We start from the raw sequence: 25,876 nt of genomic DNA, 5'->3' as shown, positions 1-25,876 counted from the left end.
CGCAGCCTGTGGGAGAAAGCCGGGCACTGGGCCAACTACGCCGACAACATGTTCACTACCCAGTCGGAAAACCGCGACTACGCCATCAAGCCGATGAACTGCCCGTGCCACGTACAGGTCTTCAATCAGGGCCTGAAGAGCTACCGCGAGTTGCCGATGCGCCTGGCCGAATTCGGTGCCTGCCACCGTAACGAGCCATCGGGTGCGCTGCACGGCATCATGCGCGTGCGCGGCTTCACCCAGGACGACGCCCACATCTTCTGCACCGAAGAGCAGATGCAGGCCGAGTCCGCAGCGTTCATCAAGCTGACCATGGACGTTTATCGCGATTTCGGCTTTACCGACGTCGAGATGAAGCTGTCCACTCGTCCGGAAAAACGCGTCGGTTCCGACGAGCTGTGGGATCGCGCCGAAGCGGCACTGGCCGCTGCGCTCGACAGTGCGGGCCTTGCGTACGATCTGCAGCCGGGTGAGGGCGCCTTCTACGGTCCGAAGATCGAGTTCTCGCTCAAAGATTGCCTTGGCCGTGTCTGGCAGTGTGGTACCCTGCAGCTCGATTTTAACCTGCCGATCCGTCTGGGAGCCGAGTACGTCTCCGAAGACAACAGCCGTAAACACCCGGTTATGCTGCACCGGGCGATCCTCGGTTCGTTCGAGCGGTTCGTCGGTATCCTGATCGAGCACTACGAGGGCGCGTTCCCTGCGTGGCTGGCTCCGACCCAGGCAGTGATCATGAATATCACTGATAAACAGGCAGATTTTGCCGCTGAAGTTGAAAAAACTCTCAACGAAAGCGGGTTTCGTGCCAAGTCCGACTTGAGAAATGAAAAGATCGGCTTTAAAATCCGCGAGCATACCTTGCTCAAGGTTCCCTATCTCTTGGTTATCGGAGATCGGGAAGTCGAGATGCAGACTGTCGCTGTGCGTACTCGTGAAGGTGCTGACCTGGGCTCGATGCCCGTCGCCCAGTTCGCTGAGTTCCTCGCGCAAGCGGTTTCCCGGCGTGGTCGCCCAGATTCGGAGTAATTATTATTAAGCGTGAAATGAGACAAGATAAACGAGCTGCACCGAAAGCCCCGATCAACGAGAATATCTCGGCACGCGAGGTTCGGTTAATTGGCGCTGATGGCGAGCAGATTGGCATCGTCTCGATTGATGAAGCGCTTCGTATTGCAGAAGAGTCCAAGCTGGACCTGGTGGAAATCTCCGCCGATGCAATCCCACCTGTTTGTCGGGTGATGGACTACGGCAAATCGATCTTCGAAAAGAAGAAGCAGGTTGCCGCAGCGAAGAAGAACCAGAAGCAGATTCAAGTAAAAGAAATCAAGTTTCGTCCAGGGACGGAGGAAGGGGATTACCAGGTAAAACTGCGCAACCTGGTACGTTTCCTGAGTGATGGGGACAGGGCCAAGGTATCCTTGCGATTCCGCGGCCGTGAGATGGCCCACCAGGAGCTGGGGATGGAACTCCTCAAGCGGGTTGAAGCTGACCTGCTCGAGTACGGTTCGGTCGAACAGCATCCTAAGATGGAAGGACGCCAGCTTATTATGGTCATCGCCCCGAAAAAGAAGAAGTAATCAACAGGGCACGGCAGGCCTTCTGATTATGTTTATCAACTGAATGCGGAGTACCGAACATGCCAAAGATGAAAACTAAAAGTGGTGCTGCTAAGCGGTTTCTGAAAACTGCTAACGGCATCAAGCACAAGCACGCTTTCAAGAGCCACATCCTGACCAAAATGTCGACCAAGCGTAAGCGTCAACTGCGCGGTAGCAGCTTGCTGCATCCGTCTGACGTGGCAAAAGTCGAGCGCATGCTGCGCCTTCGTTAATTTTGGTTCAAGAATAGAGGAAGTAACTCATGGCTCGTGTAAAGCGTGGCGTCATGGCCCGTAAGCGTCACAAAAAAATTCTGAAACTTGCTAAAGGCTACTACGGCGCGCGTTCACGCGTATTCCGTGTTGCCAAGCAAGCGGTAATCAAGGCAGGCCAATACGCCTACCGCGACCGTCGTCAGAAAAAACGTCAGTTCCGCGCTCTGTGGATCGCTCGTATCAATGCTGGTGCACGTGTTAACGGTCTGTCCTACAGCCGTTTCATCGCTGGCCTGAAAAAAGCGTCCATCGAAATCGACCGTAAGGTTCTGGCTGAACTGGCCGTGAACGAAAAAGCGGTGTTTGCTGCGATTGTCGAGAAAGCTAAAGCCTCCTTGGCTTAAGTACCCCCGACAGTCACCCTGGGCTACTCCTGTGGCCCAAGGTGGTAAACGTCATAAATAGGGGAAGAGCCTTCAAGCTCTTCCCCTATTTTGTATCTGGAGTCTGTACATGGAAAACCTGGACGCGCTCGTCGCCCAAGCCCTTGAGGCTGTGCAAAGCGCTGAAGATGTAAATGCCCTGGAGCAAATCCGGGTTCACTACCTTGGCAAGAAAGGTGAATTGACTCAGGTGATGAAGACCCTGGGAAATTTGCCCGCTGAAGAGCGTCCGCAAGTCGGTGCGCTGATCAACGTCGCCAAGGAGCGTGTCACAGAGGTTCTCAATGCGCGCAAGGCGTCGCTCGAGGAGGCCGATCTTGCGGCCAAGCTCGCCGCCGAGTCCATTGACGTGACCTTGCCTGGTCGTGGCCAGGCCTCGGGCGGTCTGCATCCGATCACCCGGACTCTGGAACGTATCGAACAGTTCTTCACCCACATCGGCTACGGCATTGCCGAAGGCCCTGAGGTCGAAGACGACTACCACAACTTCGAGGCGCTCAACATCCCAGGCCATCACCCGGCCCGGTCGATGCACGACACCTTCTATTTCAACGCCAACATGCTGCTGCGCACCCATACCTCGCCGGTACAGGTCCGCACCATGGAAGCGAACAAGCCGCCGATCCGCATTGTCTGCCCAGGCCGTGTGTACCGTAGCGACTCGGATATCACCCATTCGCCGATGTTCCACCAGGTCGAAGGCCTGCTGGTTGATCGCGATATCAATTTCGCCGACCTCAAAGGCACCATCGAAGAATTCCTGCGGGTGTTCTTCGAAAAAGAGTTGGCGGTGCGTTTCCGTCCCTCGTTCTTCCCGTTCACCGAGCCATCGGCTGAAGTCGACATGGAATGCGTGATGTGCAGCGGTAAAGGCTGCCGCGTGTGCAAGCAGACCGGCTGGCTGGAAGTGATGGGCTGCGGCATGGTTCACCCCAACGTGCTGCGCATGTCCGGGATCGACCCGGAAGAGTTCTCGGGCTTTGCCTTCGGCATGGGCGTTGAGCGTCTGGCCATGCTGCGTTACGGCGTGAACGACTTGCGTCTGTTCTTCGACAACGACTTGCGGTTCCTCGCGCAATTTCGCTAGTCGTAACGAATCTTTAGGAGAGCAGGATGAAATTCAGTGAACAATGGCTGCGTGGCTGGGTAAGCCCGCAGGTAGATCGCGACGAGCTGGTTGCTCGTCTGTCGATGGCCGGTCTTGAGGTCGATAGCGTTACGCCGGCCGCCGGTGTTTTCAGCGGCGTGGTGGTGGGCGAGGTGTTGAGCATCGAGCAGCACCCGGATGCCGACAAACTGCGTGTGTGCCAGGTCAGTAATGGCGCGCAAACCTTTCAAGTCGTATGCGGAGCGCCTAACGTGCGCCCGGGCCTGAAGATCCCGTTCGCCATGATCGGTGCCGAGCTGCCGGGCGACTTCAAGATCAAGAAGGCCAAGCTGCGTGGCGTTGAATCCAACGGCATGCTGTGCTCCCAGGCTGAGCTGCAAGTGGGTGAGGGCAATGATGGCTTGATGGAACTGCCGGCCGACGCGCCAGTGGGTCAGGACATCCGTGTTTACCTGGAACTGGAAGACGCCAGCATCGAGGTCGACCTGACCCCCAACCGCGGCGACTGCCTGTCCCTGGCCGGTCTGGCCCGTGAAGTGGGCGCGCTGTACAACGCTCCCGTCACCCGTCCTGCGGTTGCTGTTGTGCCGCCGGTGCATGACGAAGTTCGCTCCATCGAAGTGCTCGCGCCGAACGCCTGCCCACGTTACCTGGGGCGTGTGGTCCGTAACGTCGACCTGTCCAAGCCGACCCCGCTGTGGATGGTCGAGCGCCTGCGTCGCGCCGACGTGCGCAGCATCGACGCCGCCGTCGACATCACCAACTATGTGATGTTGGAGCTGGGTCAGCCGCTGCACGCCTTCGATCTCGCCGAAATCAACGGTGGCATCCGCGTGCGTATGGCCGAAGAAGGCGAAAAGCTGGTGCTGCTCGACGGTCAGGAAGTCAGCCTGCGTGCCGACACCCTGGTCATCGCCGACCACTCTCGCGCCCTGGCAATTGCCGGCGTGATGGGTGGCGAGCACAGCGGTGTATCCGCTACGACGCGTGACGTCTTCCTTGAAAGCGCGTTCTTCGACCAGATCGCCATCGCTGGCAAGGCCCGTTCCTATGGCCTGCACACCGATGCCTCGCACCGCTATGAGCGTGGCGTGGACTGGAATCTCGCCCGTGAAGCCATGGAGCGCGCCACCGGCCTGCTGCTGGAAATCACCGGTGGCGAAGCCGGCCCGATCACCGAAACCGTCAGCGAACAGCATCTGCCGTCGATTGCGCCGATCACCCTGCGTGCCAAAAGCGTTGAGCAAATGCTCGGGCTGGTCATTGAACCGGCTGAAATCGAGCAACTACTGTCCGCCCTCGGCCTGGGTATTTCCTCGAATGGGGAAGGGCAGTGGCAGGTTGCAGTACCTAGCCATCGCTTCGACATCAGCCTGGAAGTCGATCTGATCGAAGAGCTGGCACGTCTGTATGGCTATAACCGCCTGCCGGTTCGCTACCCGCAAGCGCGCCTCGCGCCGCAACCCAAAGCCGAAGCGCGCGCGCACCTGCCTGAACTGCGCCGCCTGCTGGTTGCTCGTGGTTACCAGGAAGCCGTGACGTATAGCTTCATCGATCCAAAACAGTTTGAGCTGTTCAACCCGGGTGTTGAGCCGCTGTTGTTGGCCAACCCGATCTCCAACGACATGGCCGCCATGCGTTCGTCGCTGTGGCCGGGTCTGGTGAAAGCGCTTTCCCACAACCTGAACCGCCAGCAAGACCGTGTGCGCCTGTTCGAAAGCGGCCTGCGTTTCGTCGGCCAACTCGATGGCTTGAAGCAAGAGCCAATGCTGGCGGGCGTCGTCTGCGGCAGCCGTCTGCCGGAAGGCTGGGCGCAAGGCCGTGAGGTCGTGGACTTCTTCGACGTCAAGGCTGACGTGGAAGCGGTGCTGGGCTTTGCCGGTGCGCTGGACGCCTTTACGTTCGTGCCGGGTAGCCACCCAGCCTTGCATCCAGGCCAGACTGCACGTATCGAGCGCGAAGGACGCTTGGTAGGTTTTGTCGGCGCCATTCACCCGGAGCTGTCGAAAACCTTGGGGCTGGACCGTCCAGTCTTCGTGTTTGAGCTAGTCTTGGCTGAAGTTGCGTCGGGCAAAATGCCTAAATTCAGCGAGTTGTCGCGCTTCCCTGAAGTGCGTCGCGACCTGGCCCTGATTGCCGACCGTGAAGTCGCTGCCACTGCAGTTCTGGATGTAATCCGTGAAAATGCAGGGGAATGGCTGACAGACCTCAGGCTATTTGACGTCTATCAGGGTAAAGGCATTGATCCGCATAGAAAAAGCCTCGCAGTTGGCTTGACCTGGCAGCATCCATCGCGCACTCTTAATGACGATGAGGTGAATACCACGACGCAAAATATCCTCACCTCGCTCGAACAAAGGTTGAACGCCACGTTAAGGAAGTGACGTATGGGGGCTTTGACGAAAGCTGAGATGGCGGAACGTCTGTACGAAGAGTTGGGTCTGAACAAGCGCGAGGCCAAGGAATTGGTCGAGCTGTTTTTTGAAGAGATCCGCCACGCTCTGGAAGACAACGAACAGGTCAAATTGTCCGGTTTCGGCAATTTTGACCTGCGAGACAAACGCCAGCGGCCTGGCCGCAATCCAAAAACGGGAGAAGAAATCCCGATCACGGCTCGCCGTGTGGTCACCTTTCGTCCAGGGCAGAAGTTGAAGGCCCGAGTTGAGGCTTATGCTGGAACCAAGTCATAACGACGAACTACCCGTCATCCCAGGCAAGCGCTACTTCACCATCGGTGAAGTCAGCGAGCTGTGTGCGGTAAAACCGCACGTGCTGCGCTATTGGGAGCAGGAGTTTCCTCAACTCAACCCCGTCAAACGCACCGGGAACCGTCGGTATTATCAGCGCCAGGACGTGCTGATGATCCGACAGATCCGCGCGTTGCTGTACGACCAGGGGTTCACCATCAGCGGCGCACGCCAGCGTATGTCCGGTGATGAAGCCAAAGACGACACCACCCAATACAAGCAACTGATCCGCCAGATGATCTCCGAATTGGAAGATGTACTGGTGGTGCTGAAAAAATGATTCAAGCTTTAAAAATACTTCCACATTTCAAAAGCTTGCGGTATATTCCGGTTCGCTTCGTTAAGAAGCGAACCCAGTAACACGCCTAGTCGGGGCGTAGCGCAGTCCGGTAGCGCACTAGCATGGGGTGCTAGGGGTCGAGTGTTCGAATCACTCCGTCCCGACCATATTATTCAATGACTTAGCCCAATCTGAAAAGATTGGGCTTTTTCATGTCTGAAAAATACCCCCTACTAAACCCCCTACCGCGCCGTGGGGCTGTTATGGGCTCGAGAGCCTGTTTCACCTCTGTGATCTGCAGGTGGGGCACAGCGAACATGCAATCGCTACTGCAATGCTGAGGGGCATGATTGCCCAGTGCTGCACGACACTCCCCTGAAATGACTGGCGTGACGTCGATAGGCGTTGTCGCGTGCATGTCGATAAGCCACTAGCACACCTGCCCTAATTGATCGTTGTACGAACCCGGCAGTAGAGTTTGAAGCGCAAGCCAATGTATTAACGATGGGAAGGGGAGTGAAGATGACTATAAAAAAGTACGTCTATATGACGGCTGCAGCCTGCCTGTTAGCGACCTCAAGTGCGCATGCGTCTTTCGCCACCAGTTGCCAGGATTCTCAGCCGTGGTACCACTTCAGCATGATTGAGGCGGCAACCTGTTTGCTCTCTGGTCAATGGTAACCGGGTCGCCCCCGCTGCGGTTCGGCGGGGGAGAGCCCAGTGATCCCGCTCAAGCCGTGCCTTTCGGGCGTTGCCCTCGATTGCGCTGACTTGACTCATCAACATTTGCTTAAAACATCTCCCTGCCTCACCTGGCCTGACGCTGCGAGCGAACCGTTGCGCCTGTGATCACGTCTGTGCGAATAGCCGACGGTTGCCCGGCGTTGTTGCGCGCATAACTGCATAACGTGACCGGCAGCTCTGCTATATCAAGGAATATGCCGTCAATGGCCAAGATGTAGCGATCGTCGTCAATATCTTCGCAGATGGTGCTGATCGCCGAGTTCACGCTGTAGTAATAATGCTGGCTAAAACCGTCCTGCTGGTTTTCCCAGGCGATGTGATAGCGGTGCTTGAGCTGCGGTGCCGGTGCCGGGTTGGTCAGGAATACCGAATGGGTGAACGCATTGCGCAGCAGCGCTTCGGTCAGCGGCTGTTCGGCCGTTTGCACCCCGAGTATGCATAACACATGCGGCCCCAGCACTGGGCCGATGGGTTGGTTGATGTAGGCTTCGTCAGAAGCGGCAGCGACTTGGTAGCCGTGTGTGCGTGCGCAATCGCTGATGTGATTCACGGCTTTGAATCGGTAGAACGGTTCCTGGATCGAGAACCTCAGGTTCCAAGTCGGACGGGTAATTTGGTCGGTGGCGTCACGTTTTAAATGCACATAGGGCTTCAGGTTCCATGGCTCATCCAGCGTGATTTCAACCGCCTTGAGCTGGCAGGTTGGGGTGTCGTTACGGAAAACACCGTCTACAAAGCAGTAGTACAAGTCGTTGACGGGGTAGCTGTAGTTGAATTTGGCGGCTTCGCACGCCGAGTTGTTCTGGCAGCTATTGAGAATGTCTTTCTGAATGGCAGACGCGACCTTGCTGATGATGCTGGTGATTTCATTGGTGTTCCGGTCCAGCATCGGACTGCCGGAGCTGCCTGGGCGCAGACCGTTGCAGCGGTTGCGCAAGGCGCTGGGGAACACGCCGGGATGTTCGGCAAAACTGTTGAGGGTCGATTCCACGCAGGCGCTCATGCGTAGGCCCTTTTTCAGAAAGCCAGTCGGCGCTCCCACGTTGATCACCTCTCGATCCGATGTCTGACGCTGGGAGGCCAGCTTGAGTGGCATGATCGCCTTGGCCACCAGCACCGCCAGTGACGTATCCGGTTCGAGCACGGCCAGGTCAGTGCCCGCCATGCTGCTCCAATGGGCCGTCTTGACGGCGTAGGCGATACGCCCTTCGGGTGTGTCATGAAAGTAATTGAAGGTCACGTCGGCGGTGAGCGCCTGGTGGACGCGCGCTGTACCGTAGCTGTAGAACACACAATGCCCGGCGGTCAGCACATAAGCCGGCCCGATGGCCTTACCTTGGCGATTGCGCGTGTCGAGCAGAACGGCATTGCAGGTCTGGCCTAAGGCGTTTTCCAGTGAACCGATGCCGGTCCATTGCGGATAACGGTGGTTTTTATTTTCAAGGGCCACAGACGGTGACTGCTCGGTAAGGCCCTCGGCCAGATCCCTGGCATGGCTGGGCCAGACAGTGCTGAGCAACAGGAAATAAAGGAAGATGCAGGCGGTGTGAGGAAGTGCCATAAGGGGCCTCGACAAGGAAGTCATTGATTGGCTGAAACTACTCAATCAGGCCAAGGCGGATGACATACAGGGCTACTGCGTGAGCCCTTGGCGGGATCCTCAGTCGCCGTTATGGCTGCTGGTGCTGGCGTCCTTACGCCAAACACCGTCTCGGGATTTTCCGTTCGTCCAAAGTTCGGCACTCCCTGTTACACGCCTGCTCCAATGGTTAAGTGCGTATTTGTCGCGCTTTAGAGCGGAGAGACAGCATGGAAATCAACGAGAACGCCCCAGGCAATATTTCACAGCGGGCAGTAACGCGTGGAACGGACAATGAGGCCGGTCATGATCCAAAGCGCGATGAGGATCATATCCCGCTGCCACCGGACGACGAGGCGCCCCTCGAGGAAGATATGTCGGACGTGGACGCTGCCGATTCAGTAGCCAGTGAGCATCCTGACAACTGAGCATCAATGGACCCGGCCAAGCGCCGGGTTTTCATTTAAATGTCAGCGCAAGATAATTACGTTATTGTCGGCGTGATGCCCTTTTCCGAAAGGCCGAGAAGTTAAAGCAACCCAACTGCGGAGACGGATATGCGTGCCGAAGATGTTCTTGCCGACGACACAAACGAAGCAACATTTGAGGGAGTGACCGTACGTAAAGGGACGGTGGGTGCCTTTTTGGCAAACGTACGAGTTTGGAGTAACCCAGGCGCGAGCATGGATGATCAACTGCTAGCTGAGCGAGAAATTATTCAATCTCTGCCCACTCTTAAGGCGATCGGGCTCCTCGACGTGTTTGAGCCTAAGGATTCCCGATTGCGTGAGTTGATCGCCAAGGCGGGCGCGCTAGGGTGAGGGTATCCAGAGGGTATCCAGAGGGGGGCCACGCTGAGCAGCAAGAGGCCGGCTTTGCCTTGATGCGCCACGGTTGTTGCTGATTATGGCTTTCACAACGTCCGCCTGTATGGGGGCCAGGCGTCGAGTGTTCGAATCCCTGCGTCCCACTCTATTTCTGATCAAGCCCAACCTGAATAGGTTGGGCTTTTTCATGCCGGGAATAAATGTCTTCCCGCGTGAACAATCTTCACCGCGAATCACACCTGCTCATTAGTTACACGCTAAGGAAATTTCCCACATCCAATGCCCGTACCCTGTTGTTAGGCTCCAACTCTTTGACCTGACTTCAAGGAGTTTCCTGATGATAAAACGTCTCGCCGCCGAGTTCTTCGGCACGTTCTGGCTGGTACTGGGCGGTTGCGGCAGTGCCGTGTTGGCGGCCGCATTCCCTGAGTTGGGCATTGGTTTTGCCGGTGTGGCATTGGCATTTGGCTTGACGGTATTAACCATGGCCTACGCGGTCGGGCATATTTCCGGTGGGCATTTCAATCCGGCGGTTACCTTGGGTTTGCTCGCCGCTGGGCGTATTGACGGCAAGGATGTGGTGCCCTACATCCTCACTCAGGTTCTGGGCGCGATTGCGGCGGCCGGCGTGCTGTACCTGATCGCCAGCGGCAAGGCCGGGTTCGATGTGACTGCGGGGTTTGCCACCAATGGTTATGGCGAGCATTCACCCGGGGGCTTCTCGCTGCTTTCGGTAGTGGTCACCGAGTTTGTACTCACGGCGTTTTTCCTGTTGATCATCCTGGGCGTCACCGACAAAAAGGCGTCGGCCGGTTTTGCGCCGCTGGCCATCGGTTTTGCCCTGGTCTTGATTCACCTGATCAGTATTCCCTTGAGCAATACATCGGTTAACCCGGCGCGCAGTACTGGTGTGGCGTTGTTCCAGGGCGATTGGGCGATGGCTCAGTTGTGGGTGTTCTGGGTGGTGCCTTTGCTGGGTGGGCTGTTTGGCGGCCTCGTGCACCGTTTGGTGTTGGCGACGAAACCGTAGACAGTTTCACACTTCAGATCTCAACGGGCTTCGGGTCGCCATATCACCTTGCGCACCTCAATGGCCTTGGGCAGCAAGCGGTTCTGATAAAACAGATCCGCCGTGGCCTGTTGTGCGCCAATGATGCTGTCGTCAATCGGCAGCACTGGGCTATCGTTGCGTACCAGCAACGTTTCGGCGCTGGGCTTGGGCGGTTCGGCGCCGACGTTCAGCGCTTCAAGCATCTGCGGGCCGGCGGGGAATTCAATCCATTTCACCTCGGTTTGTGGGAAGCGTTTTTCCAGCAGGCCATGCTCCTTGGCGAGCACCAGGGCGATGGAGCCTTTCTGGTAGTCGATGCGCAAGGTTGATGGATTGGCCGCCCAGGCGGTCTGGGTCAGCAGCAGGGTGGGGATTTTCAGGCTCGGGTCTCCTTGAAGCGGTTGGCCGGGCGCGCCAGGCCGAGGTTTTCTCGCAGTGTAGTGCCGGTGTATTCGCGCCGAAACAAGCCACGCCGCTGTAACTCGGGAACGACCAGGCGAGCAAAGTCCTCCAGCCCGCCCGGCAGGTGTGGCACCAGAATATTGAAGCCATCCGCCGCGCCTTCTTCGAACCAGCGCTGCAGCTCATCGGCGATCTGCACAGGCGTGCCGATCAGGCTGTAATGACCGCGTCCACCGGCAATGCGTCGGCCCAGTTGCGCCAGTGTCAGCTGTTCGCGCTGGGCCAGTTCGCTCAGCAGTTGCTGGCGGCTGCGTTGACCGCTGTCGGTCAAGGGTAGCTCGGGCAGCGGCCCATCCAGCGGGTAGCCGGACAGGTCGAAATTACCCAACATGCGCCCCAGCAACGCCACGCCTACCTCGGGTTCGACCAATGCTTGGAATCTTTCAAATTTCGCCTGGGCGCAGGCGTCGGTTTCCCCGACCACCACGAACACGCCCGGCATGATTTTCAGCGAATCGGCCTCGCGCCCGTATTGGCCCAGGCGCCCCTTGAGGTCGCGGTAAAACGCTTGGGCGTCGGCCAGCGAAGTCTGCGCGGTAAACACCACCTCGGCAGTCTGTGCCGCCAGTTCCCGCCCGGTGTGCGAAGAACCGGCCTGGACGATCACCGGCTGGCCCTGGGGCGAGCGCGCCACGTTCAGGGGGCCTTTGACCTGGAAATGCTCGCCCACGTGATCCAGTACATGGCGTTTATGCGGGTCGTAATAGCGGCCGCTGGCTTTGTCGCGCACGAAAGCATCGTCGTCCCAGCTGTCCCATAAACCCGTCACCACCTGGTGAAACTCCCGCGCGCGGCTGTAGCGTTCGGCATGACCCAGGTGTGCGTCGCGGCCGAAATTCAGCGCCTCGGCGGCGTTATCCGAGGTCACCAAGTTCCAGCCTGCGCGACCGCCTGAGAGGTGATCCAGCGAGGCGAACTTGCGCGCCACGTGGTACGGCTCGTTATAGCTGGTGGTAGCGGTGGCGATCAGTCCGATATGCTCGGTCACGGCGCTGAGGGCCGAGAGCAGGGTGAGCGGCTCGAAATGATCCGAACGCGCCATCTGGCTGGCGACCTCACCGGTGCCCGCGGCGATGCTGTCGGCCACGAACAGTGCGTCGAATTTCGCCGCTTCCGCCACCCGTGCCAAATGTTTGTAGTGGGCGAAATCCAGGCCAGCGTTCGCCGGTACATCGGGGTGGCGCCAGGCGGCCACGTGGTGCCCCGTAGCCATCAGGAAGGCGCCGAGTTTGAGTTGACGGCTCATGCTAGAAATCCTTGCGCAGTTGCACGCCGAAGTAACGCTCATCGTCACGAGGCACGGCGCGGTAGATGTAGTTGCCGCCGCTGGCCAGCAGCGGTGAGTAGGATTTGTCGGCGAGGTTCTTCGCCAACAGCGCCACGCGCCAGCCATTGGTGTAGTCGGCCAGGGCCACGCTGGCGTTCCAGATGCCGTAGGCGCCTTGCTTGGTGTCCAGGTTCTGGCTGATGTCGTACTGCACTTCGCTCTGCCAGCTGTAGTCAGTGCCCAGTTCGATATCCAGGCCGTTATCCAGAGGGATGCTGTAGTCGGCGCGCACGTAGCTTTTCCAGTCCGGGCTGAAGGGCAGTGGTTTGCCATTGACGTTGCAGGTTGCTGCTGCGCCTGGCGGGCACGCGAACTGATCGATGCGCGCTCGGGTATAGGCCAGGGCACCGGAGAGCTTGAGTTGCTGGGTGGCTTGCAGGGCGTAATCGAGCTCGACGCCTTCGGTGCTGACGCTGCCGGCGTTGATCAGGCGCGTCACGACTTGGCCGGCGACGGTGTCGAAAAAGTTGGCCTGGTAGTTGTCGTAGTCACTGTGGAACACCGCCAGGTTGGTGGTCAGGCGGTTGTTCCAGGCAGTGGCCTTGATTCCGGCTTCCCAGGTATTGGAGGTCTCTGGCTTGAGCGCGTCGGTGTCGCGCGGCTGCATGTTGAAGAACACGTTATAGGCCGGGCCTTTGTAGCCACGCGAGTAGGTGAGGTAGCTGGTGATGTTGTCGCTGATGTCGTACTGCACACCCAGCCGACCGGACCAACCATCCTCGTCTACCGAACCTGAACTCGACGTCGCCGGTTGAATGCCGCTGACGGTAGTGGCAGAGGTGGACACGCGGCGATGGTCATACTTCAAGTCGTCATGGGTGTAACGCAACCCGGCGATGCCACGAAAACGCGAGGTGAAGTTGAGCGTGGTCTCGCCGAACGCCGCGTAGCTGTCGCTGGTGGTGCTGTAGTCGGCAATGCCTCGATCGACCCGCGTCGTGGTGGTGAGGGTACGCTGATAGGTTTCCTCATCCTTGCCGTGCATGTAGAACAGGCCACCGACGTACTCAAGGAACTCACCTTTTGGCGAGGCCAGGCGCAGCTCCTGGGAGTACTGGTCGAACGCCAGGTCGCCTTTGTCGGCGGTGCCGGGGAACACGGCGGTGACCGTGCCTAGGCGGTCGCCATCCTGATATTGAGTGTTGTCCCAACCGCGCCAGGCGGTGATCGAGGTGAGGGTGTAGTCGCCGAGGTTCCAGTCCAACTGCGCCGATAAACCCTTGTTGGTGTCTTCCACATGGCTGCGGGTATCTGTGTTGATATCGCGGTTGTCACTTGAGGCGCGCACCGGTCTCAAGGCATTGCTGAACGCCGGGCTCAGGGATTTGCTGACCACGCCATTGGGCGCGTCATCGTGGGATTGCATGTAGTCGGCGATCAGGGTCAGTTTCACGTCATTGTTGGGCGTGAATTCCAGCTTGCCGCGAATACCCTTGTGGTTGTAACCGTTGACCTCCTGGCCGTTGTGGCGGTTGTCGACGTTACCGTCGTAGCTGCCGAACAAAGGGCTGATCGAGCCCTTGAGCACCTCCGGCACCAGGCTGCCGCCGATGCCAAAGCGCGTGCGGCTTTCATTGCCGCTGTAGAACGACTGGTCGATAAAACCGTGGGTTTGGGCAGTCGGCGCCTTACTGGTGATATTCAGCACACCGGCCGACGCGTTCTTGCCAAACAGCGTGCCTTGCGGGCCACGCAGCACCTCGATGCGCTCCAAGTCCAACAGGTCGAGCGTGGCCTGGCCGGGGCGCGCATAGACCACCCCATCGATCACCGTAGCCACCGTTGGCTCAACGCCCGGCGAGGTTGAAATGGTGCCCACGCCGCGCACGAACAATGACGTGTCCTTGTTCGAAGCGCCGGTGCGAAAGTTCAGCGACGGTACTTGCTGCGCGATGCTCGCCACCCCGTTGCGATTGTCACGCTCCAGTTGCTCTCCATCGAGCACCGAGACGGCCACCGGGACTTTTTGCAGCGATTCTTCGCGGCGGGTGGCGGTGACTGTCACGGATTGGAGCGTGGGTTCCTGCTCGTCAGCCGCAACAGCGCCGCAGACGGGCAAGGCGCAGAGGCCTGCCAGAAGCCACAAATGGGTGTGCCGTGGAACGTTATGCATGCTGTGCCCGCTCGAAAAAATACCCTGGTCCGCTGCGGTTCTGCGACCGTCAGCGCCTGTGAAAATGTCTTGGGCATTCGCTCGAGCGAGTAGCAGACAATGCGCTGTGTTAGCGCTAACATCGGCATTATTGAAGGCGTCGGTTTAGAGCGTCAAATACTAAAAAATTAGTTTTATATTCCTTTTTGAGGTTTTGCCGTGGACGAACACAAACCGCGTAAGCGCCGGGGCGCCGGCCGCGTCACCCTGAGCACTGTGGCGCGCCAAGCCGGGGTGTCGGCCATTACGGTGTCGCGTTACTTCAACCAACCTGAACAGGTTTCACCCGAGCGCCGTGAACGTATCGCCCAGGTGGTCGCGCAGTTGGGGTATGTGCCGAACCTGGTGGCCGGCGGGTTGGCCTCCGCACGCGGCAAAATCGTTGCGATGGTGACTCCGAATATGTCGGGGCCGATTTTTGCCAATACGCTGCAGGGCTTCAGCGACACCCTCAGCCGTCACGGCTACCAGCTGTTGCTGGCCTCCAGCTATTTCAGCATCGAGCAGGAGGAAAGCGCGGTGCGTGCCTTTCTCGGCTGGTCGCCGGCAGCGCTGGTGCTGACCAGCCGCTTTCACAGCCCTGGCACCGAGAAGATGATCGCCGAGGCAGATATACCGATCGTCGAAACCTGGGACTACGTGCCTGAACGCGCGCCGTTGCAAGTAGGTTTTTCTCATTATGAAGTGGGCGTCACCGCCGCGCGCTACTTGCATGGCAAGGGCTATCGGCGCATCGCCTTCGTACAAAACAGTGCAGTGGGCGACTTCAGCGCATTGGAGCGGCGCGATGGGTTTACCGCGACCCTCTGCGAGTTGGGTGTGCAGCCCTGGGTCTTTGTGCCGGACGCCGACCGCGCGCCCTTCGAAGCGGGCAAGCAGGCCATGGACGCGCTGATGGGGCAGGCGATCACGCCCGACGCAATTTTCTTCGCCAATGACAACCTCGCCGCCGGCGGTTTGCTGGCCGGTCAACGCGCCGGGCTGAACATCCCCCAGGACTGCGCCGTATTGGGTTTTGGCGACTACCCGTTTGCCCACATGTTGCTGCCCAGCCTCAGCACCCTCCAGCCACCCGCGTTGGAGATCGGTGTACTCGCTGCCACACGCGTTCTGCAAAGTCTGGGCGTATTAGCCACCGATGAGGAAGTTAAGCGCTTGAATCTTTTGCACTGTCAGTTAATTGAACGAGAGAGCACCTGAACAACCTTCAATATGGCTAATTGCAACTAGTGGCTATTGGCTGCTAACGCTCTAAATCAGTGCATTTGGCAATGTTTTGTATTTAATTACCCCATCATCCGGAACTAGGGCTATAACTTCCAGTCGATACACCCGGCTAACGCCTGCCTGGGCTATGGCGAACTAATGGCATTGTTCGGTAGTTCTAAATAGCCATACTTTTCGCAACGTTAGATATTCCTCAATGATGCCGTCAGCGCCCATCGATGCTTGCAAGATGCAGATCCCGCACACCGACCAGGTGTGCGCGTGGCTGATGCAAAACGCCGGGCTCAAAACCGCCGATCTGGAACGCGCCCAGCGTTTATCCACTGAGCCTGGTGACCTGCTCGGTTTACTCACGCGCCTGGGCCTGGTGTCCGAAGTCGAACTGGCCCGCGCCTGGGCGGATTTGCTGAATGCGCCACTGCTGCTGGCCGACGCGGCGCCGCCGTTGCTCGACCCGCTTCCGGTGCTCACCGAGCGCTTTATGCGTCATTACCAGGTCGTGCCGATGGGTTGGCATCAGGGCGGGTTGCGCGTAATGGCCGCCAACCCGGCGCAGTGGTATCCGTTCCAGGCCCTGGCGTATGCCTGCGAGGTGCCGGTCTGGCTGGCCATCGGTTCGCGTCATGAAGTCGACACGCTGATCGAGCGCTATTACGGCCAGGGCCGTTCCGCCATGGGCAGCCTGATCGAAAACCTCGATGAGCAGGGCGGCGCCCTTGAAGACATCGAACACCTCAAGGACATGGCTTCCGAAGCGCCGGTGATTCGCCTGGTCAACCTGATCTTGCAACGCGCCGTGGAACAACGGGCGTCGGATATCCATATCGAACCCTTCGAAAACCAACTCAAGGTGCGCTACCGCATCGACGGCGTGCTGCACGACGCCGAAGCACCGCCTGCCAGTTCGTCGGCGGCGGTGATCTCGCGGGTGAAGATCATGGCGCGCCTGGACATTGCCGAACGGCGCCTGCCTCAGGACGGGCGCATCATGCTGCGCATCCAGGGCAAAGCGTTGGACCTGCGGGTGTCCACGGTACCCACCAGCTTTGGCGAGTCAGTGGTGATGCGCCTGTTAGACCGGCAAACCGTGCAGTTTGATTTCCCCAGCCTGGGCTTTGATGGCCCGCGCCTGGCGGCCTTCCAGGATTTATTGACGCGGCCCCACGGCATCCTGTTGGTCACCGGGCCCACGGGCTCGGGCAAAACCACCACGCTCTATACCGCGTTGTCGCAGCTCAACACCGCAGAACGCAAGATCATCACCGTGGAAGACCCGGTGGAATACCAGCTTGAAGGGATTAACCAGATCCAGGTCAAGCCGGCCATCGGCCTGGACTTTGCCGGAGCGCTGCGCGCCATCGTGCGCCAGGACCCGGACGTGATCATGATCGGCGAAATCCGCGACCTGGAAACCTGCCGCATTGCCGTCCAATCCTCACTCACTGGCCATCTGGTCCTCTCGACCCTGCACACCAACAGCGCCGCTGCGAGCATCACGCGCTTGCTGGACATGGGCGTGGAGAGCTACCTGATTGCCTCCACGGTCAGCGGTATTCTCGCCCAGCGCCTGGTGCGGCGCCTGGACCCGGCCACGCGAGTAGCCTTCCAGGCCCCAGCGGAATTGATCACGGAACACGGCCTGGATCGCCTGACCGAGCAGCGTCCAATCCTGCTTTACCGCGGCGATTATCACGGCCGCAGCGCCCTCACTGAATTGTTGGTGATGAACGATGAGTTGCGTGGCTTGCTGATGAGCCACGCCGACGCCGCCAGCCTCGAACACGCCGCCCGCCGCGCCGGTTTGCGCACCTTGTATGAAGACGGTTTGCGCCAGGCCCTGGCCGGTGTCACCTCCCTGGAAGAAGTACTGCGCGTCACCCGTGGAGATGACGTGTGAGCCTGTTCAAGTTCCGCGCCCTGGACAGCCAGGGCGTGGCCCAGAGCGGTACGTTGCAGGCCATTGACCAGGCGGCCGCTGTCGCCGTCTTGCATCAGCGCGGGTGGTTGCTGCTGCACATCGAAACGGCCAGCGGCCCCTTGTTGCGCCAGGCACGCGGGCAGTTGAAGGGCGTAGCGCTGGTGAGTTTCACCCAGCAATTGGCCACGCTACTGGGCGCCGGCCAGCCCCTCGAACGCGCTTTAAACCTGTTGCTCAAGCAAGCCCGTCATCTTCAGGTGCGGGCCTTGATCGAGCGCATTCGCGATCAGGTCAAGGCCGGCAAACCGCTCTCGGCTGCGCTGGAGGAGGAGGGCGGCACGTTTTCCCCGCTGTACCTGAGCATGGTGCGCGCCGGTGAAGCCGGCGGGGCGCTGGAAGGCACCCTGCGCCAGCTCAGCGACTATCTGGAACGCAGCCAGTTGCTGCGCGGCGAGGTGATCAATGCGCTGATCTACCCGGCGTTCCTGGTGGTGGGTGTACTGGGTTCCCTGGCGCTGTTGCTGGCCTATGTAGTGCCGCAATTCGTGCCGATTTTTCAGGACCTGGGTGTACCGATTCCACTGATTACCCAGGTGATCCTGGGGCTTGGCGAGTTCCTCGGCGCTTATGGCCTGGTGCTGCTGGCCGGGTTGGTGATTAGTGGATGGATCCTGGCAGCGCGCGTGCGCGACCCCCTCCGCCGTGAGCGTTACGACCGTCACCTGCTGGGCATCCGCGTGATCGGCCCGCTGTTGCAACGGGTGCAAGCCGCCCGCCTGGCCCGCACCCTCGGTACGTTGCTCAGCAATGGCGTGGCGCTGTTGCCCGCGTTGGTGATCGCCAGGCAGGTCTGCAGCAACCGTGCGCTCCAGGCGCAAGTGGCGCTGGCCGCGCAACGGGTCAAGGGCGGCGGCACCCTGGCCGATGCGTTCGGCCGCCAGCCGCTGCTACCCGAGCTGGCGCTGCACATGATTGAAGTCGGTGAACAGGCCGGCGAACTGGACAGCATGCTGCTCAAGGTCGCCGACATCTTCGACGTCGAGGCCAAGCGCGCTATCGAACGCTTGCTCGCGGCAATGGTGCCGACCCTGACCGTGGTCATGGCGGTGCTGGTGGCGGTGATCATGCTCGCGATCATGCTGCCGCTGATGAGCCTCACCAGCCATATATGAATTTTCAAGGAGCAGAACCGATGAAAACCCGACACCGCCAAGGCGGCTTCACCCTTTTGGAAATGCTGGCGGTGATCGTGCTGCTGGGCATAGTCGCGACCATTGTGGTGCGCCAGGTCGGAGGCAATGTGGACAAGGGCAAGTACGGCGCGGGCAAGGCGCAACTGGCCAGTTTGAGCATGAAGATCGACAGCTACGCTCTGGACGTGGGGGCGCCGCCCAACAACCTGCAACAGCTGCTCGACAAGCCGGCCAGTGCTTCCAACTGGGCCGGCCCCTACGCCAAGCCTTCGGAGCTGAAAGACCCGTTCGGCCACGGGTTCGGCTATCGCTTCCCCGGTGAGCATGGCGCCTTCGACCTGATCTTCTACGGCCAGGACGGCCAACCCGGCGGCGAGGGCTACAGTGCCGACCTGGGCAACTGGGAATAACCCGCCCGTGGCCCAGCGAGGCTTTACCCTGCTGGAGATGATGGTGGTCATTCTATTGATCGGCATTGCAGCGGGGTTGTTGGGGCTGGGTGTACGGCAAGGGCTACAGGTGGCGAAGGAGCGTCGGGTGGTCGCGCAGATGGTCGAGGCGCTGCGCGCCACGCGGGTGAGCGCGATCATCAGCGGCCAGGCGACGCACACTCGGTTTGACCTCCAGGGCCGCACGTTCCAGGCTCCAGGGCGCGCGTCACAGCAGTGGCCGGCGCAGGTGCAGGTGACCTTGCACGGTGCCGAACAGGCTGGGTCCGCCGTGGTGTTCTATCCCGACGGCAGTTCTACCGGCGGTAACCTGCTGCTGGCCAACGGCAGCCGGCGTTGGCGCATCGACATTGGCTGGCTTACCGGCAGTGTGCAGTCCAAGGCGCTGCCATGAAGCACCAGGCCGGTTTCACCTTGCTGGAAATGCTCGCCGCCCTGACGTTGATGGCGGTGTGCAGCAGCGTGTTGCTGGTTGCCTTCGGCCAGAGCGCGCGCGCCTTGTCCCAGGTGGCCCACAGCGACCGCCTCAGCCATGCCGCGCTTACGCTGCTGGACCAGGAAGCCGCCGGCCCGCTGACGGAGGGAACCCGCCAAGGCGAACTCGAGGGTATCCATTGGCAACTGACCAGTACCCGCCAACAGCCGCACCTGTTTCGTCTCGACCTGAACGTGCGTGAAGGCGCGCATCAGGCGCACTTCAGCACCTTGAAGGTGCGCCTGTGAAGCGCCCTGAGCAGGGCTTCACGTTGCTGGAAGTACTCGTGGTGCTCAGCTTGCTGTCGGTGTTGTTGCTGCTGGTGAGCGCAGCGTTGCTGGGGGCCAATCGGGCGGTGGCCAAGGCCCAGGCCTACACCGTCAGCCTGGATGAAATGCGCGCCGCCCAACAGTTTTTGCGCACCTCGATCAGCGAGGCGCTGCCGCTAAAGCTCACTGACGATGACAGCCAGGCCGAAGGTTTTTTTATCGGCACGCCTGAGCGTCTGCAGTTTGTGGCGACCTTGCCCGGTGTATTGGGCGGGGGTATCCAGCGCTTTACCCTGCAACGGGTCGGGCAGGATCTGCAGGTGGCTTTTTCACAGAGGGCCGCTCACGCCAACCCGCAGCGCGATGAGCCGCAGGTGCTTTTGCATAACGTCGAGGCGTTGCAGTTCAGTTATCGCGGTGTCTCGCCACTGGGCCAGCCCACCGACTGGTTGAGCGCATGGCCCTGGCCCCGGCGCCTGCCCACAGCGGTGCGTATCGACGCCTACGTCAACGGGCCGGTGCCGTGGGTCACCCAGGTGGTTGCGCTGCGCCTGAACCTGTCCAGCGCGAGCAGCGAAGAATGAAGCGCCAACGTGGTGCGGCCCTGTTGCTGGTGCTGTGGGTGCTGGCCCTGCTCAGCGTATTGCTGGGTGGCCTGGCCGGGTGGGTGCAACTGCAAAGTCGCCAGGCGCTGTGGCTGCGCCAGCACACCCAGACACTGTTGGCCGCCCAGGCCGGTATCGCACAGGTCATGGCGCAAGGGCAGTGGGTGGCGGATGGGCGTTCTATTGCGCTGACCTTCGACGACGCCAGCTTACAGGTCAGTCTGCGCAGTGAGCGCGGCAAGCTGTACCTGGTCAACGCTGCCCCCCAAGACCTTACACGTCTGGCCCTGGCCTGCGGCGCTACACCGGTTCAGGCCCGGCAGTTGGCCAAGGCCCTTGAGACGCGGCGCCATCAGGGCCTGGCGCCGTTTCGGGTGCTGGAGGAAGTGCGTCAACTCCCCGGCATGACCCAGGCGCTCTACAGCCAACTACTGCCGCAAATCACCTTGTGGAGCGACCTCGACCGGCCCGCTCCGGCATTCGCCAGCCCCCTGATGCGCAAGGCGTTGAACCTGCCAAGTCAGAACGCCGAGGGCGCCGACCCCGGCCAGGTCGTGGAAATCGACAGCCGCGCCGAGCGCCCCGGCGGCTATCAGGCACGCTTGCGACTGACCCTTTTATTGAGCCCTGCGGAGGACAGCGCACAGCCCTATCGGGTGGTGCGGTGGCAAGAATGATTCAACTCGAACCGATTGCCCGCTATTGGCGCGGCAGCCTGCTGCAACAAGGCTGGCGCCTGTGGCTCACGGAGTTACGCGGCTGTGTGCCGAAGTGGCTGGCGTTCCAGGACCCGCCTGAGCAGGTTCATCACTGGCCGCTGACGGCACCGGTGGTCCCAGGCAATACGCGCCAGGTGCTGATGCTTGCCCCCGACGCCGTGTTGCAGCAAAGGGTGCAACTGCCTCTGGCCGCCGCACGCAACCTCGTGGAGGTGGTTGGCTATGAACTGGACCGCTACACCCCGTTCAACGCCGAGCAGCTCTACTTCGTCGCCCGTCAGGAGCGGCGCACACCCAGCCACCTGGAGGTGAGGGTGGTGGCGATCCTGCGCGAGCGCCTTGACCAGGTCCTTACTGACTGCGCCGCCCTCGGCCTGTACCCGCACCGCGTGGATGTGGCGGGCCTGGGTATCGACCTGCTGCCTGCGCCGTTGCGCCCGCGTTCGCGTTCTGCCGGCAAGCAATTGCAGCGCAGCCTGCCGTGGTTGTGCGGCGCGTTGCTGATCGCGGCGATGCTGTTGTGGCTCAACGATCGCCAGCGGGTACTCGACAGCATGCACGCCACTGTTCAACAGCAAAAAGCCGAGGTCGCCCAGGTGCACGCCCTGCGCCAGCAACTGCTCAACACCCGTGGGGCGGCGCAGTACCTGTCCCAGCGCAAACGGGCACAACCCCCCCTGGCCGGGCTGCTGAATGACTTGACCAGCTGCCTGCCCGCCGACACCTGGCTCGACCAATTGGACGTCAAGGACGGCGAGGTGAGCTTTTCCGGCCAGAGTGCCAAGGCCAGTGGCTTGATCAGCCGCATCAAAGGCTGCCAGCGCTTGGACAACGCACAGTTCGAAGGGGTGATCCAACCCGACGCACGCACCGGCAAGGACCAGTTTGCCTTGCGTGCCCACTTACGCCAGGAGGCCGCCGATGCGCCGACCCCTCACACCCCGTGAACGCCGCGGCGCCGCCTTGTTGACCCTGGCTTTGGTGCTTGGCGCGGCCTATTGGCTGTTGATCGACAGCTGGTTCGCCGGGCCGCTGCGGGCAATGGGTGAACAGGCCGAACAGTTGCGTGAACAACAGCAGCGCTATGCCAGCGTCATACGCCAGGGCGATGCCTTGCGCGAACAGCTGGCGCAAGCACAGCAAGACCCGGCCAGCAGCGCCAGCCTGTTGCCGGGGGACGACCCGGACGTGGTCGCCGCCGACCTGATGCAGCGTCTCGCCGACCTGATCAACAGCCACGCCAACCTCGGCGGCGGCTGCAACCTGACCCAGCGCAAGCCGATCACGCCCGAACAGGACGACAGCGAGCCCTATCGCCAGGTCAAGGTCAGCCTCACGCTCAATTGCGCCATCGAACCGCTGACCGCGATCCTGCATGGGCTGGAATATCAGCCGCCTTTTCTGTTCGTCGATGAGCTGCATATTCGTCGCGACAAACAGGCGCCAGCCAGTGGCGGGGCAGGCAAGCTGGCGGTGCAACTGCTGGTGCGCGGCTACCTGCAACCGGCGCGGGTGGCACCATGATCGGCCCCTTGCGTCCTCTTGAATGGGGCTGGCTCGGCGTGGCCGGGCTCTTGGGGGTGTTGATGGCGATGATCCTCAGCAGCATCGGCGATGCTCCGCGGTGGTTACCCGATGCGCCGGTGCACGCGCCACCCTCGTTCCAGGTGCAGGCCGCTCCCACGCCGGCGTTGCAAGACCTTGCCGGCACCTGGCAAGCGCCGCTGTTCAGCCCGGATCGCCGCCCGGACCGGGAGGTGGGCAAAACCCAGGTGGCGAGCCTGGCCAACCTGACCCTCAGCGGCATCATGATCACCGGCAACCTGCAAATGGCCATGCTCAAGCAAACCGGTGGCCCAACGCTTACGGTGCGCTTGGGCCAGGCGTTGCCCAACGGCTGGCGCCTGGAACACCTGACCCCGCAATACGCCCGTTTTGCCCTGGACGGGCGCACCCAGACCCTGAGCCTCTACGGTAAGCGGTTACCTTTGATCTCACATCCCCGCGAGTCTCTCCCTTGATCGATATGCGCACTTCGCTGTTTTGCCTGGCTACCGCCGTCTCCCTGGGCGGCTGTGGCTCTTTGCCCGACACCCTCGACCCGGACGACGACCTGCTGCACGAGGCCCTGCAGGGCACCGGCGCACAACGCCCGCCGCTTGAGGCGCCTGTGGCCGAAAGCTCTCCACCTGCCAGCCAAGCCCCGCCACAGCGCCAGTTGATTCGCGGTAATCAAGCGTTCGTGCGCCAGCCCGCCGCGCCTGCCAACGTGCCGGAGCAGGGTGGCGATATCGTGTTCAACTTCGCCGATCAGCCCATCGAGGCCGTGATCAACAGCGTGATGGGCGACCTGCTGCACGAGAACTACAGCATCGCCGAGGGCGTGAAGGGCACTGTCAGCTTCTCCACCTCCAAACCCGTGGACAAACAGCAAGCGCTGTCGATTCTCGAAACCCTGCTGTCCTGGACCGACAACGCCATGATCAAGCAGGGCAACCGCTATGTGATCCTGCCGGCCAACCAGGCAGTGGCGGGCAAGCTGGTGCCGCAGATGCGCGTGGCGCAACCGGCCAGCGGCCTCTCGGCACGTCTGTTTTCACTGCGCTATATCTCGGCCACCGAGATGCAGAAACTGCTCAAGCCCTTCGCCCGTGAAAACGCTTTTTTGTTGGTGGACCCGGCGCGCAATGTCCTGAGCCTGGCCGGTACGCCCGACGAACTGGCCAACTACCAGGACACCATCGACACCTTCGACGTGGATTGGCTCAAGGGCATGTCGGTGGCGGTGTTCGGCCTGCAGCGCGCCTCGGTGGCCGAGCTGATGCCCGAGCTGCAAGCCATGTTCGGCGCGGACAGCGGTACTCCTCTGGCCGGCATGCTGCGGTTCTTGCCGGTCGAGCGCACCAACTCGGTGGTAGCGATTTCTTCCCAGCCCCAGTACCTCAGCGAAGTGGGCGACTGGATCCGCACCATCGACGAGGGCGGCGGCAACGAGCCGCAGATGTATGTGTACGACGTGCGCAATATGAAGGCCGCCGACCTCGCCAAGTACCTGCGGCAAATCTACGGTAATGGCGCGATCAAGGATGACGCCCCGGCGAAGGTAGCGCCGGGGTTGCGTACCACCACCTTGTCCTCGTCCACCAGCGCCGGTTTGCAGGCCAACGCGCCCGTACCCGCAGCCGAAGAACCTGAATCCGAGCCTGCCGAAAGCACCCAGGCGCCGCCCACCAGCGACCTCGAAGCGGGCACGCGCATCACCGCGCAAAAGAGCAGCAACCAACTGCTGGTACGCACCCGCCCGGCGCAATGGAAAGAGATCGAAGCGGCGATCAAACGCCTCGACAACCCACCGCTGCAAGTGCAGATCGAGACCCGCATCCTGGAGGTCAAGCTCACCGGCGAACTGGACCTGGGCGTGCAGTGGTACCTGGGCCGCCTGGCCGGCAATTCCACCAGCACCACGGTGGCCAACGCCTCCGGCAGCCAAGGCGCCTTGGGCGGTGGCGGGGCAGGGCTGGGGGCGGCGGACTCGTTGTTCTACTCCTTCGTCAGCTCCAACCTGCAAGTGGCCTTGCACGCCCTGGAAACCAAAGGCCGCACCCAGGTGCTGTCGGCGCCATCGCTGGTAGTGATGAACAACCAGCCGGCGCAGATCCAGGTGGGGGACAACATTCCCATCAGCCAGACCACCGTTAATACCGGGGACGCCGACACCACCTTGAGCAGTGTCGAATATGTGCAGACGGGGGTGATTCTGGATGTGGTGCCGCGCATCAATCCGGGTGGGCTGGTGTACATGGATATCCAGCAACAGGTCAGTGATGCCCAGAACCCGGCGGGGAGCAGTGAGACGCCGGTGAACCCGCGCATTTCCACGCGCTCGGTGTCCACTCAGGTGGCGGGGCAGAGTGGCCAGACGGTATTGCTCGGCGGGTTGATCAAGCAGGACAACGCTGAGAGCGTCAGTGCCGTGCCTTACCTGGGGAAGATTCCGGGGTTGCGCTGGTTGTTTGGCAATACCGGCAAGTCCAAGGACCGCACGGAGCTGATTGTGCTGATTACGCCGAGGGTGATTACCAGCAGCAGCCAGGCGCGGCAGGTGACGGATGATTATCGCCAGCAGATGCAGCTGTTGCGCCCTGCTCAATGATCCTGGCTGCACCGAGTACCAATGTGGGAGCTGGCTTGCCTGCGATGGCGGCCTGCCAGCCGACGCCTATCTATCTGACACCCCGCGATCAAAACTGTGGGAGCTGGCTTGCCTGCGATGGCGGCCTCCCAGCCGACGCCTATCCACCTGACACCCCACGATCCAACTGTGGGAGCGGGCTTGCTCGCGAAGGCGGCCTGACAGGCGACGCAGGTATACCGGGTGTATATCCATTCCTGCGGTAACGGCCACTTAGGGTTCCGCTCTGACAGCGGGTCACTTTGGAAAAGAGCCCCAAAGTAACCAAAGGGCTCTTGCCCCACCACTCGGCACCT

General features: G+C 60.8%; 26 protein-coding genes, 1 tRNA gene and 1 pseudogene. 24 read left to right on the top strand and 4 right to left on the bottom strand.

All coding sequences use genetic code 11. The annotated features are described in order from the left end of the window. The 9 genes from thrS to CER19_RS24710 form a co-directional block, all read left to right on the top strand. Positions 1 to 1,026, top strand: a 1,026-nt coding sequence (thrS, locus tag CER19_RS24750) for a threonine--tRNA ligase (protein WP_116668329.1), incomplete at its 5' end; no start/stop codon positions are given. Further along, entirely contained in the window at positions 1,026 to 1,577 is a 552-nt protein-coding gene (infC, locus tag CER19_RS24745; protein ID WP_015884933.1) for a translation initiation factor IF-3, read from the top strand. The genes thrS and infC, both read left to right, overlap by 1 nt. Before the next feature lie 59 nt (positions 1,578 to 1,636). Continuing rightward, positions 1,637 to 1,831, top strand: coding sequence for a 50S ribosomal protein L35 (gene rpmI, locus CER19_RS24740; protein ID WP_002553160.1), 195 nt, complete (start codon positions 1,637 to 1,639; stop codon positions 1,829 to 1,831). 29 nt (positions 1,832 to 1,860) lie between these two features. Beyond that, positions 1,861 to 2,217, top strand: a complete 357-nt coding sequence (gene rplT, locus CER19_RS24735) for a 50S ribosomal protein L20 (protein WP_003192488.1) — start codon at positions 1,861 to 1,863, stop codon at positions 2,215 to 2,217. 109 nt (positions 2,218 to 2,326) lie between these two features. Continuing rightward, entirely contained in the window at positions 2,327 to 3,343 is a 1,017-nt protein-coding gene (gene pheS, locus CER19_RS24730; RefSeq protein ID WP_003192486.1) for a phenylalanine--tRNA ligase subunit alpha, read from the top strand. Positions 3,344 to 3,369: 26 nt separating this feature from the next. Next, a complete protein-coding gene (pheT, locus tag CER19_RS24725; protein WP_116668328.1) occupies positions 3,370 to 5,748 on the top strand; it encodes a phenylalanine--tRNA ligase subunit beta in 2,379 nt (792 codons plus the stop codon). A gap of 3 nt (positions 5,749 to 5,751) precedes the next feature. Then, positions 5,752 to 6,054, top strand: coding sequence for an integration host factor subunit alpha (gene ihfA, locus CER19_RS24720; protein WP_002553164.1), 303 nt, complete (start codon positions 5,752 to 5,754; stop codon positions 6,052 to 6,054). Then, a complete protein-coding gene (locus tag CER19_RS24715; protein ID WP_003174972.1) occupies positions 6,035 to 6,391 on the top strand; it encodes a MerR family transcriptional regulator in 357 nt (118 codons plus the stop codon). Before ihfA ends, CER19_RS24715 begins: the two co-directional genes overlap by 20 nt. A 90-nt stretch (positions 6,392 to 6,481) precedes the next feature. Next, positions 6,482 to 6,558: transfer RNA gene (locus CER19_RS24710), tRNA-Pro, on the top strand. A gap of 641 nt (positions 6,559 to 7,199) precedes the next feature. On the opposite strand, the gene CER19_RS24705 is transcribed toward CER19_RS24710, so the two are convergent. Further along, complete coding sequence (locus CER19_RS24705) at positions 7,200 to 8,696, bottom strand: serine protease (RefSeq protein ID WP_116668327.1); 1,497 nt, start codon at positions 8,694 to 8,696, stop codon at positions 7,200 to 7,202. A 248-nt stretch (positions 8,697 to 8,944) separates the two neighbouring features. On the opposite strand from CER19_RS24705, the gene CER19_RS24700 reads away from it, so the two are divergent. The 3 genes from CER19_RS24700 (at position 8,945) to aqpZ (ending at position 10,571) form a co-directional block, all read left to right on the top strand. After that, on the top strand, positions 8,945 to 9,142 hold the full coding sequence (locus CER19_RS24700) for a hypothetical protein (protein ID WP_116668326.1): 198 nt from the start codon (positions 8,945 to 8,947) through the stop codon (positions 9,140 to 9,142). Between the two features lie 129 nt (positions 9,143 to 9,271). Further along, positions 9,272 to 9,535: a hypothetical protein gene (locus tag CER19_RS24695; RefSeq protein WP_116668325.1), complete on the top strand. Its 264-nt coding sequence runs from the start codon at positions 9,272 to 9,274 to the stop codon at positions 9,533 to 9,535. Positions 9,536 to 9,878: 343 nt separating this feature from the next. Further along, positions 9,879 to 10,571, top strand: coding sequence for an aquaporin Z (gene aqpZ / locus CER19_RS24690; RefSeq protein WP_116668324.1), 693 nt, complete (start codon positions 9,879 to 9,881; stop codon positions 10,569 to 10,571). A gap of 143 nt (positions 10,572 to 10,714) precedes the next feature. Here aqpZ and CER19_RS24685 read toward each other — a convergent pair. The 3 genes and pseudogenes from CER19_RS24685 to CER19_RS24675 all read right to left on the bottom strand — a co-directional run. Beyond that, a pseudogene (locus tag CER19_RS24685) lies at positions 10,715 to 10,972 on the bottom strand (aliphatic sulfonate ABC transporter substrate-binding protein); the annotation flags it as partial. Next, positions 10,969 to 12,300, bottom strand: coding sequence for an LLM class flavin-dependent oxidoreductase (locus CER19_RS24680; protein WP_116668322.1), 1,332 nt, complete (start codon positions 12,298 to 12,300; stop codon positions 10,969 to 10,971). The pseudogene CER19_RS24685 and the gene CER19_RS24680, both read right to left, overlap by 4 nt. A gap of 1 nt (position 12,301) precedes the next feature. Next, positions 12,302 to 14,494, bottom strand: a complete 2,193-nt coding sequence (locus CER19_RS24675; RefSeq protein WP_116668321.1) for a TonB-dependent receptor — start codon at positions 14,492 to 14,494, stop codon at positions 12,302 to 12,304. Between the two features lie 198 nt (positions 14,495 to 14,692). On the opposite strand from CER19_RS24675, the gene CER19_RS24670 reads away from it, so the two are divergent. The 12 genes from CER19_RS24670 to gspD all read left to right on the top strand — a co-directional run bounded on the left by CER19_RS24670 (position 14,693) and on the right by gspD (position 25,541). Then, positions 14,693 to 15,733, top strand: a complete 1,041-nt coding sequence (locus tag CER19_RS24670; RefSeq protein WP_116668320.1) for a LacI family DNA-binding transcriptional regulator — start codon at positions 14,693 to 14,695, stop codon at positions 15,731 to 15,733. Positions 15,734 to 15,959: 226 nt separating this feature from the next. Further along, positions 15,960 to 17,657 carry a type II secretion system ATPase GspE gene (gspE, locus tag CER19_RS24665; RefSeq protein WP_116668330.1) on the top strand — a complete coding sequence of 566 codons (1,698 nt, stop codon included), beginning with the start codon at positions 15,960 to 15,962 and terminating at the stop codon, positions 17,655 to 17,657. Further along, a complete protein-coding gene (gene gspF / locus CER19_RS24660) occupies positions 17,654 to 18,850 on the top strand; it encodes a type II secretion system inner membrane protein GspF (protein WP_116668319.1) in 1,197 nt (398 codons plus the stop codon). Before gspE ends, gspF begins: the two co-directional genes overlap by 4 nt. 20 nt (positions 18,851 to 18,870) lie before the next feature. Further along, entirely contained in the window at positions 18,871 to 19,281 is a 411-nt protein-coding gene (gene gspG, locus CER19_RS24655) for a type II secretion system major pseudopilin GspG (protein WP_019821138.1), read from the top strand. Between the two features lie 7 nt (positions 19,282 to 19,288). Beyond that, entirely contained in the window at positions 19,289 to 19,714 is a 426-nt protein-coding gene (locus tag CER19_RS24650; protein ID WP_116668318.1) for a prepilin-type N-terminal cleavage/methylation domain-containing protein, read from the top strand. Next, entirely contained in the window at positions 19,711 to 20,043 is a 333-nt protein-coding gene (locus tag CER19_RS24645; RefSeq protein ID WP_116668317.1) for a type II secretion system protein, read from the top strand. The genes CER19_RS24650 and CER19_RS24645 overlap by 4 nt, the downstream gene beginning before the upstream one ends. Next, the gene (locus CER19_RS24640) at positions 20,040 to 20,648 is read left to right on the top strand and encodes a prepilin-type N-terminal cleavage/methylation domain-containing protein (protein ID WP_116668316.1); all 609 of its coding nucleotides are present in this window, start codon (positions 20,040 to 20,042) and stop codon (positions 20,646 to 20,648) included. Before CER19_RS24645 ends, CER19_RS24640 begins: the two co-directional genes overlap by 4 nt. Then, positions 20,645 to 21,346: a general secretion pathway protein GspK gene (locus tag CER19_RS24635; RefSeq protein WP_116668315.1), complete on the top strand. Its 702-nt coding sequence runs from the start codon at positions 20,645 to 20,647 to the stop codon at positions 21,344 to 21,346. Before CER19_RS24640 ends, CER19_RS24635 begins: the two co-directional genes overlap by 4 nt. Next, the gene (locus CER19_RS24630; RefSeq protein ID WP_116668314.1) at positions 21,343 to 22,335 is read left to right on the top strand and encodes a PilN domain-containing protein; all 993 of its coding nucleotides are present in this window, start codon (positions 21,343 to 21,345) and stop codon (positions 22,333 to 22,335) included. The genes CER19_RS24635 and CER19_RS24630 overlap by 4 nt, the downstream gene beginning before the upstream one ends. After that, entirely contained in the window at positions 22,310 to 22,912 is a 603-nt protein-coding gene (gspM, locus tag CER19_RS24625; protein WP_116668313.1) for a type II secretion system protein GspM, read from the top strand. The genes CER19_RS24630 and gspM overlap by 26 nt, the downstream gene beginning before the upstream one ends. Continuing rightward, entirely contained in the window at positions 22,909 to 23,409 is a 501-nt protein-coding gene (locus CER19_RS24620) for a general secretion pathway protein GspN (RefSeq protein ID WP_116668312.1), read from the top strand. The genes gspM and CER19_RS24620 overlap by 4 nt, the downstream gene beginning before the upstream one ends. A gap of 5 nt (positions 23,410 to 23,414) precedes the next feature. Next, the gene (gene gspD / locus CER19_RS24615) at positions 23,415 to 25,541 is read left to right on the top strand and encodes a type II secretion system secretin GspD (RefSeq protein ID WP_116668311.1); all 2,127 of its coding nucleotides are present in this window, start codon (positions 23,415 to 23,417) and stop codon (positions 25,539 to 25,541) included. The last annotated feature ends 335 nt before the right edge of the window (positions 25,542 to 25,876 follow it).

The organism is Pseudomonas sp. GL93, assembly GCF_003408955.1.
GTDB lineage: Bacteria > Pseudomonadota > Gammaproteobacteria > Pseudomonadales > Pseudomonadaceae > Aquipseudomonas > Aquipseudomonas paracarnis.
Note: the sequence above shows the minus strand (reverse complement) of the source record. Positions and strands in the feature narration are given on the sequence as shown.

What these genes read in the sequence shown, in the direction of transcription:
- rpmI (WP_002553160.1), top strand. Translation starts at nt 1,637, where the DNA reads ATGCCAAAGATGAAAACTAAAAGTGGTGCTGCTAAGCGGTTTCTGAAA.
- rplT (WP_003192488.1), top strand. Translation starts at nt 1,861, where the DNA reads ATGGCTCGTGTAAAGCGTGGCGTCATGGCCCGTAAGCGTCACAAAAAA.
- pheS (WP_003192486.1), top strand. Translation starts at nt 2,327, where the DNA reads ATGGAAAACCTGGACGCGCTCGTCGCCCAAGCCCTTGAGGCTGTGCAA.
- pheT (WP_116668328.1), top strand. Translation starts at nt 3,370, where the DNA reads ATGAAATTCAGTGAACAATGGCTGCGTGGCTGGGTAAGCCCGCAGGTA.
- ihfA (WP_002553164.1), top strand. Translation starts at nt 5,752, where the DNA reads ATGGGGGCTTTGACGAAAGCTGAGATGGCGGAACGTCTGTACGAAGAG.
- CER19_RS24715 (WP_003174972.1), top strand. Translation starts at nt 6,035, where the DNA reads ATGCTGGAACCAAGTCATAACGACGAACTACCCGTCATCCCAGGCAAG.
- CER19_RS24705 (WP_116668327.1), bottom strand. Translation starts at nt 8,696, where the DNA reads ATGGCACTTCCTCACACCGCCTGCATCTTCCTTTATTTCCTGTTGCTC.
- CER19_RS24700 (WP_116668326.1), top strand. Translation starts at nt 8,945, where the DNA reads ATGGAAATCAACGAGAACGCCCCAGGCAATATTTCACAGCGGGCAGTA.
- CER19_RS24695 (WP_116668325.1), top strand. Translation starts at nt 9,272, where the DNA reads ATGCGTGCCGAAGATGTTCTTGCCGACGACACAAACGAAGCAACATTT.
- aqpZ (WP_116668324.1), top strand. Translation starts at nt 9,879, where the DNA reads ATGATAAAACGTCTCGCCGCCGAGTTCTTCGGCACGTTCTGGCTGGTA.
- CER19_RS24680 (WP_116668322.1), bottom strand. Translation starts at nt 12,300, where the DNA reads ATGAGCCGTCAACTCAAACTCGGCGCCTTCCTGATGGCTACGGGGCAC.
- CER19_RS24675 (WP_116668321.1), bottom strand. Translation starts at nt 14,494, where the DNA reads ATGCATAACGTTCCACGGCACACCCATTTGTGGCTTCTGGCAGGCCTC.
- gspE (WP_116668330.1), top strand. Translation starts at nt 15,960, where the DNA reads ATGCCGTCAGCGCCCATCGATGCTTGCAAGATGCAGATCCCGCACACC.
- gspG (WP_019821138.1), top strand. Translation starts at nt 18,871, where the DNA reads ATGAAAACCCGACACCGCCAAGGCGGCTTCACCCTTTTGGAAATGCTG.
- CER19_RS24645 (WP_116668317.1), top strand. Translation starts at nt 19,711, where the DNA reads ATGAAGCACCAGGCCGGTTTCACCTTGCTGGAAATGCTCGCCGCCCTG.
- CER19_RS24635 (WP_116668315.1), top strand. Translation starts at nt 20,645, where the DNA reads ATGAAGCGCCAACGTGGTGCGGCCCTGTTGCTGGTGCTGTGGGTGCTG.
- CER19_RS24630 (WP_116668314.1), top strand. Translation starts at nt 21,343, where the DNA reads ATGATTCAACTCGAACCGATTGCCCGCTATTGGCGCGGCAGCCTGCTG.
- gspM (WP_116668313.1), top strand. Translation starts at nt 22,310, where the DNA reads ATGCGCCGACCCCTCACACCCCGTGAACGCCGCGGCGCCGCCTTGTTG.
- CER19_RS24620 (WP_116668312.1), top strand. Translation starts at nt 22,909, where the DNA reads ATGATCGGCCCCTTGCGTCCTCTTGAATGGGGCTGGCTCGGCGTGGCC.
- gspD (WP_116668311.1), top strand. Translation starts at nt 23,415, where the DNA reads ATGCGCACTTCGCTGTTTTGCCTGGCTACCGCCGTCTCCCTGGGCGGC.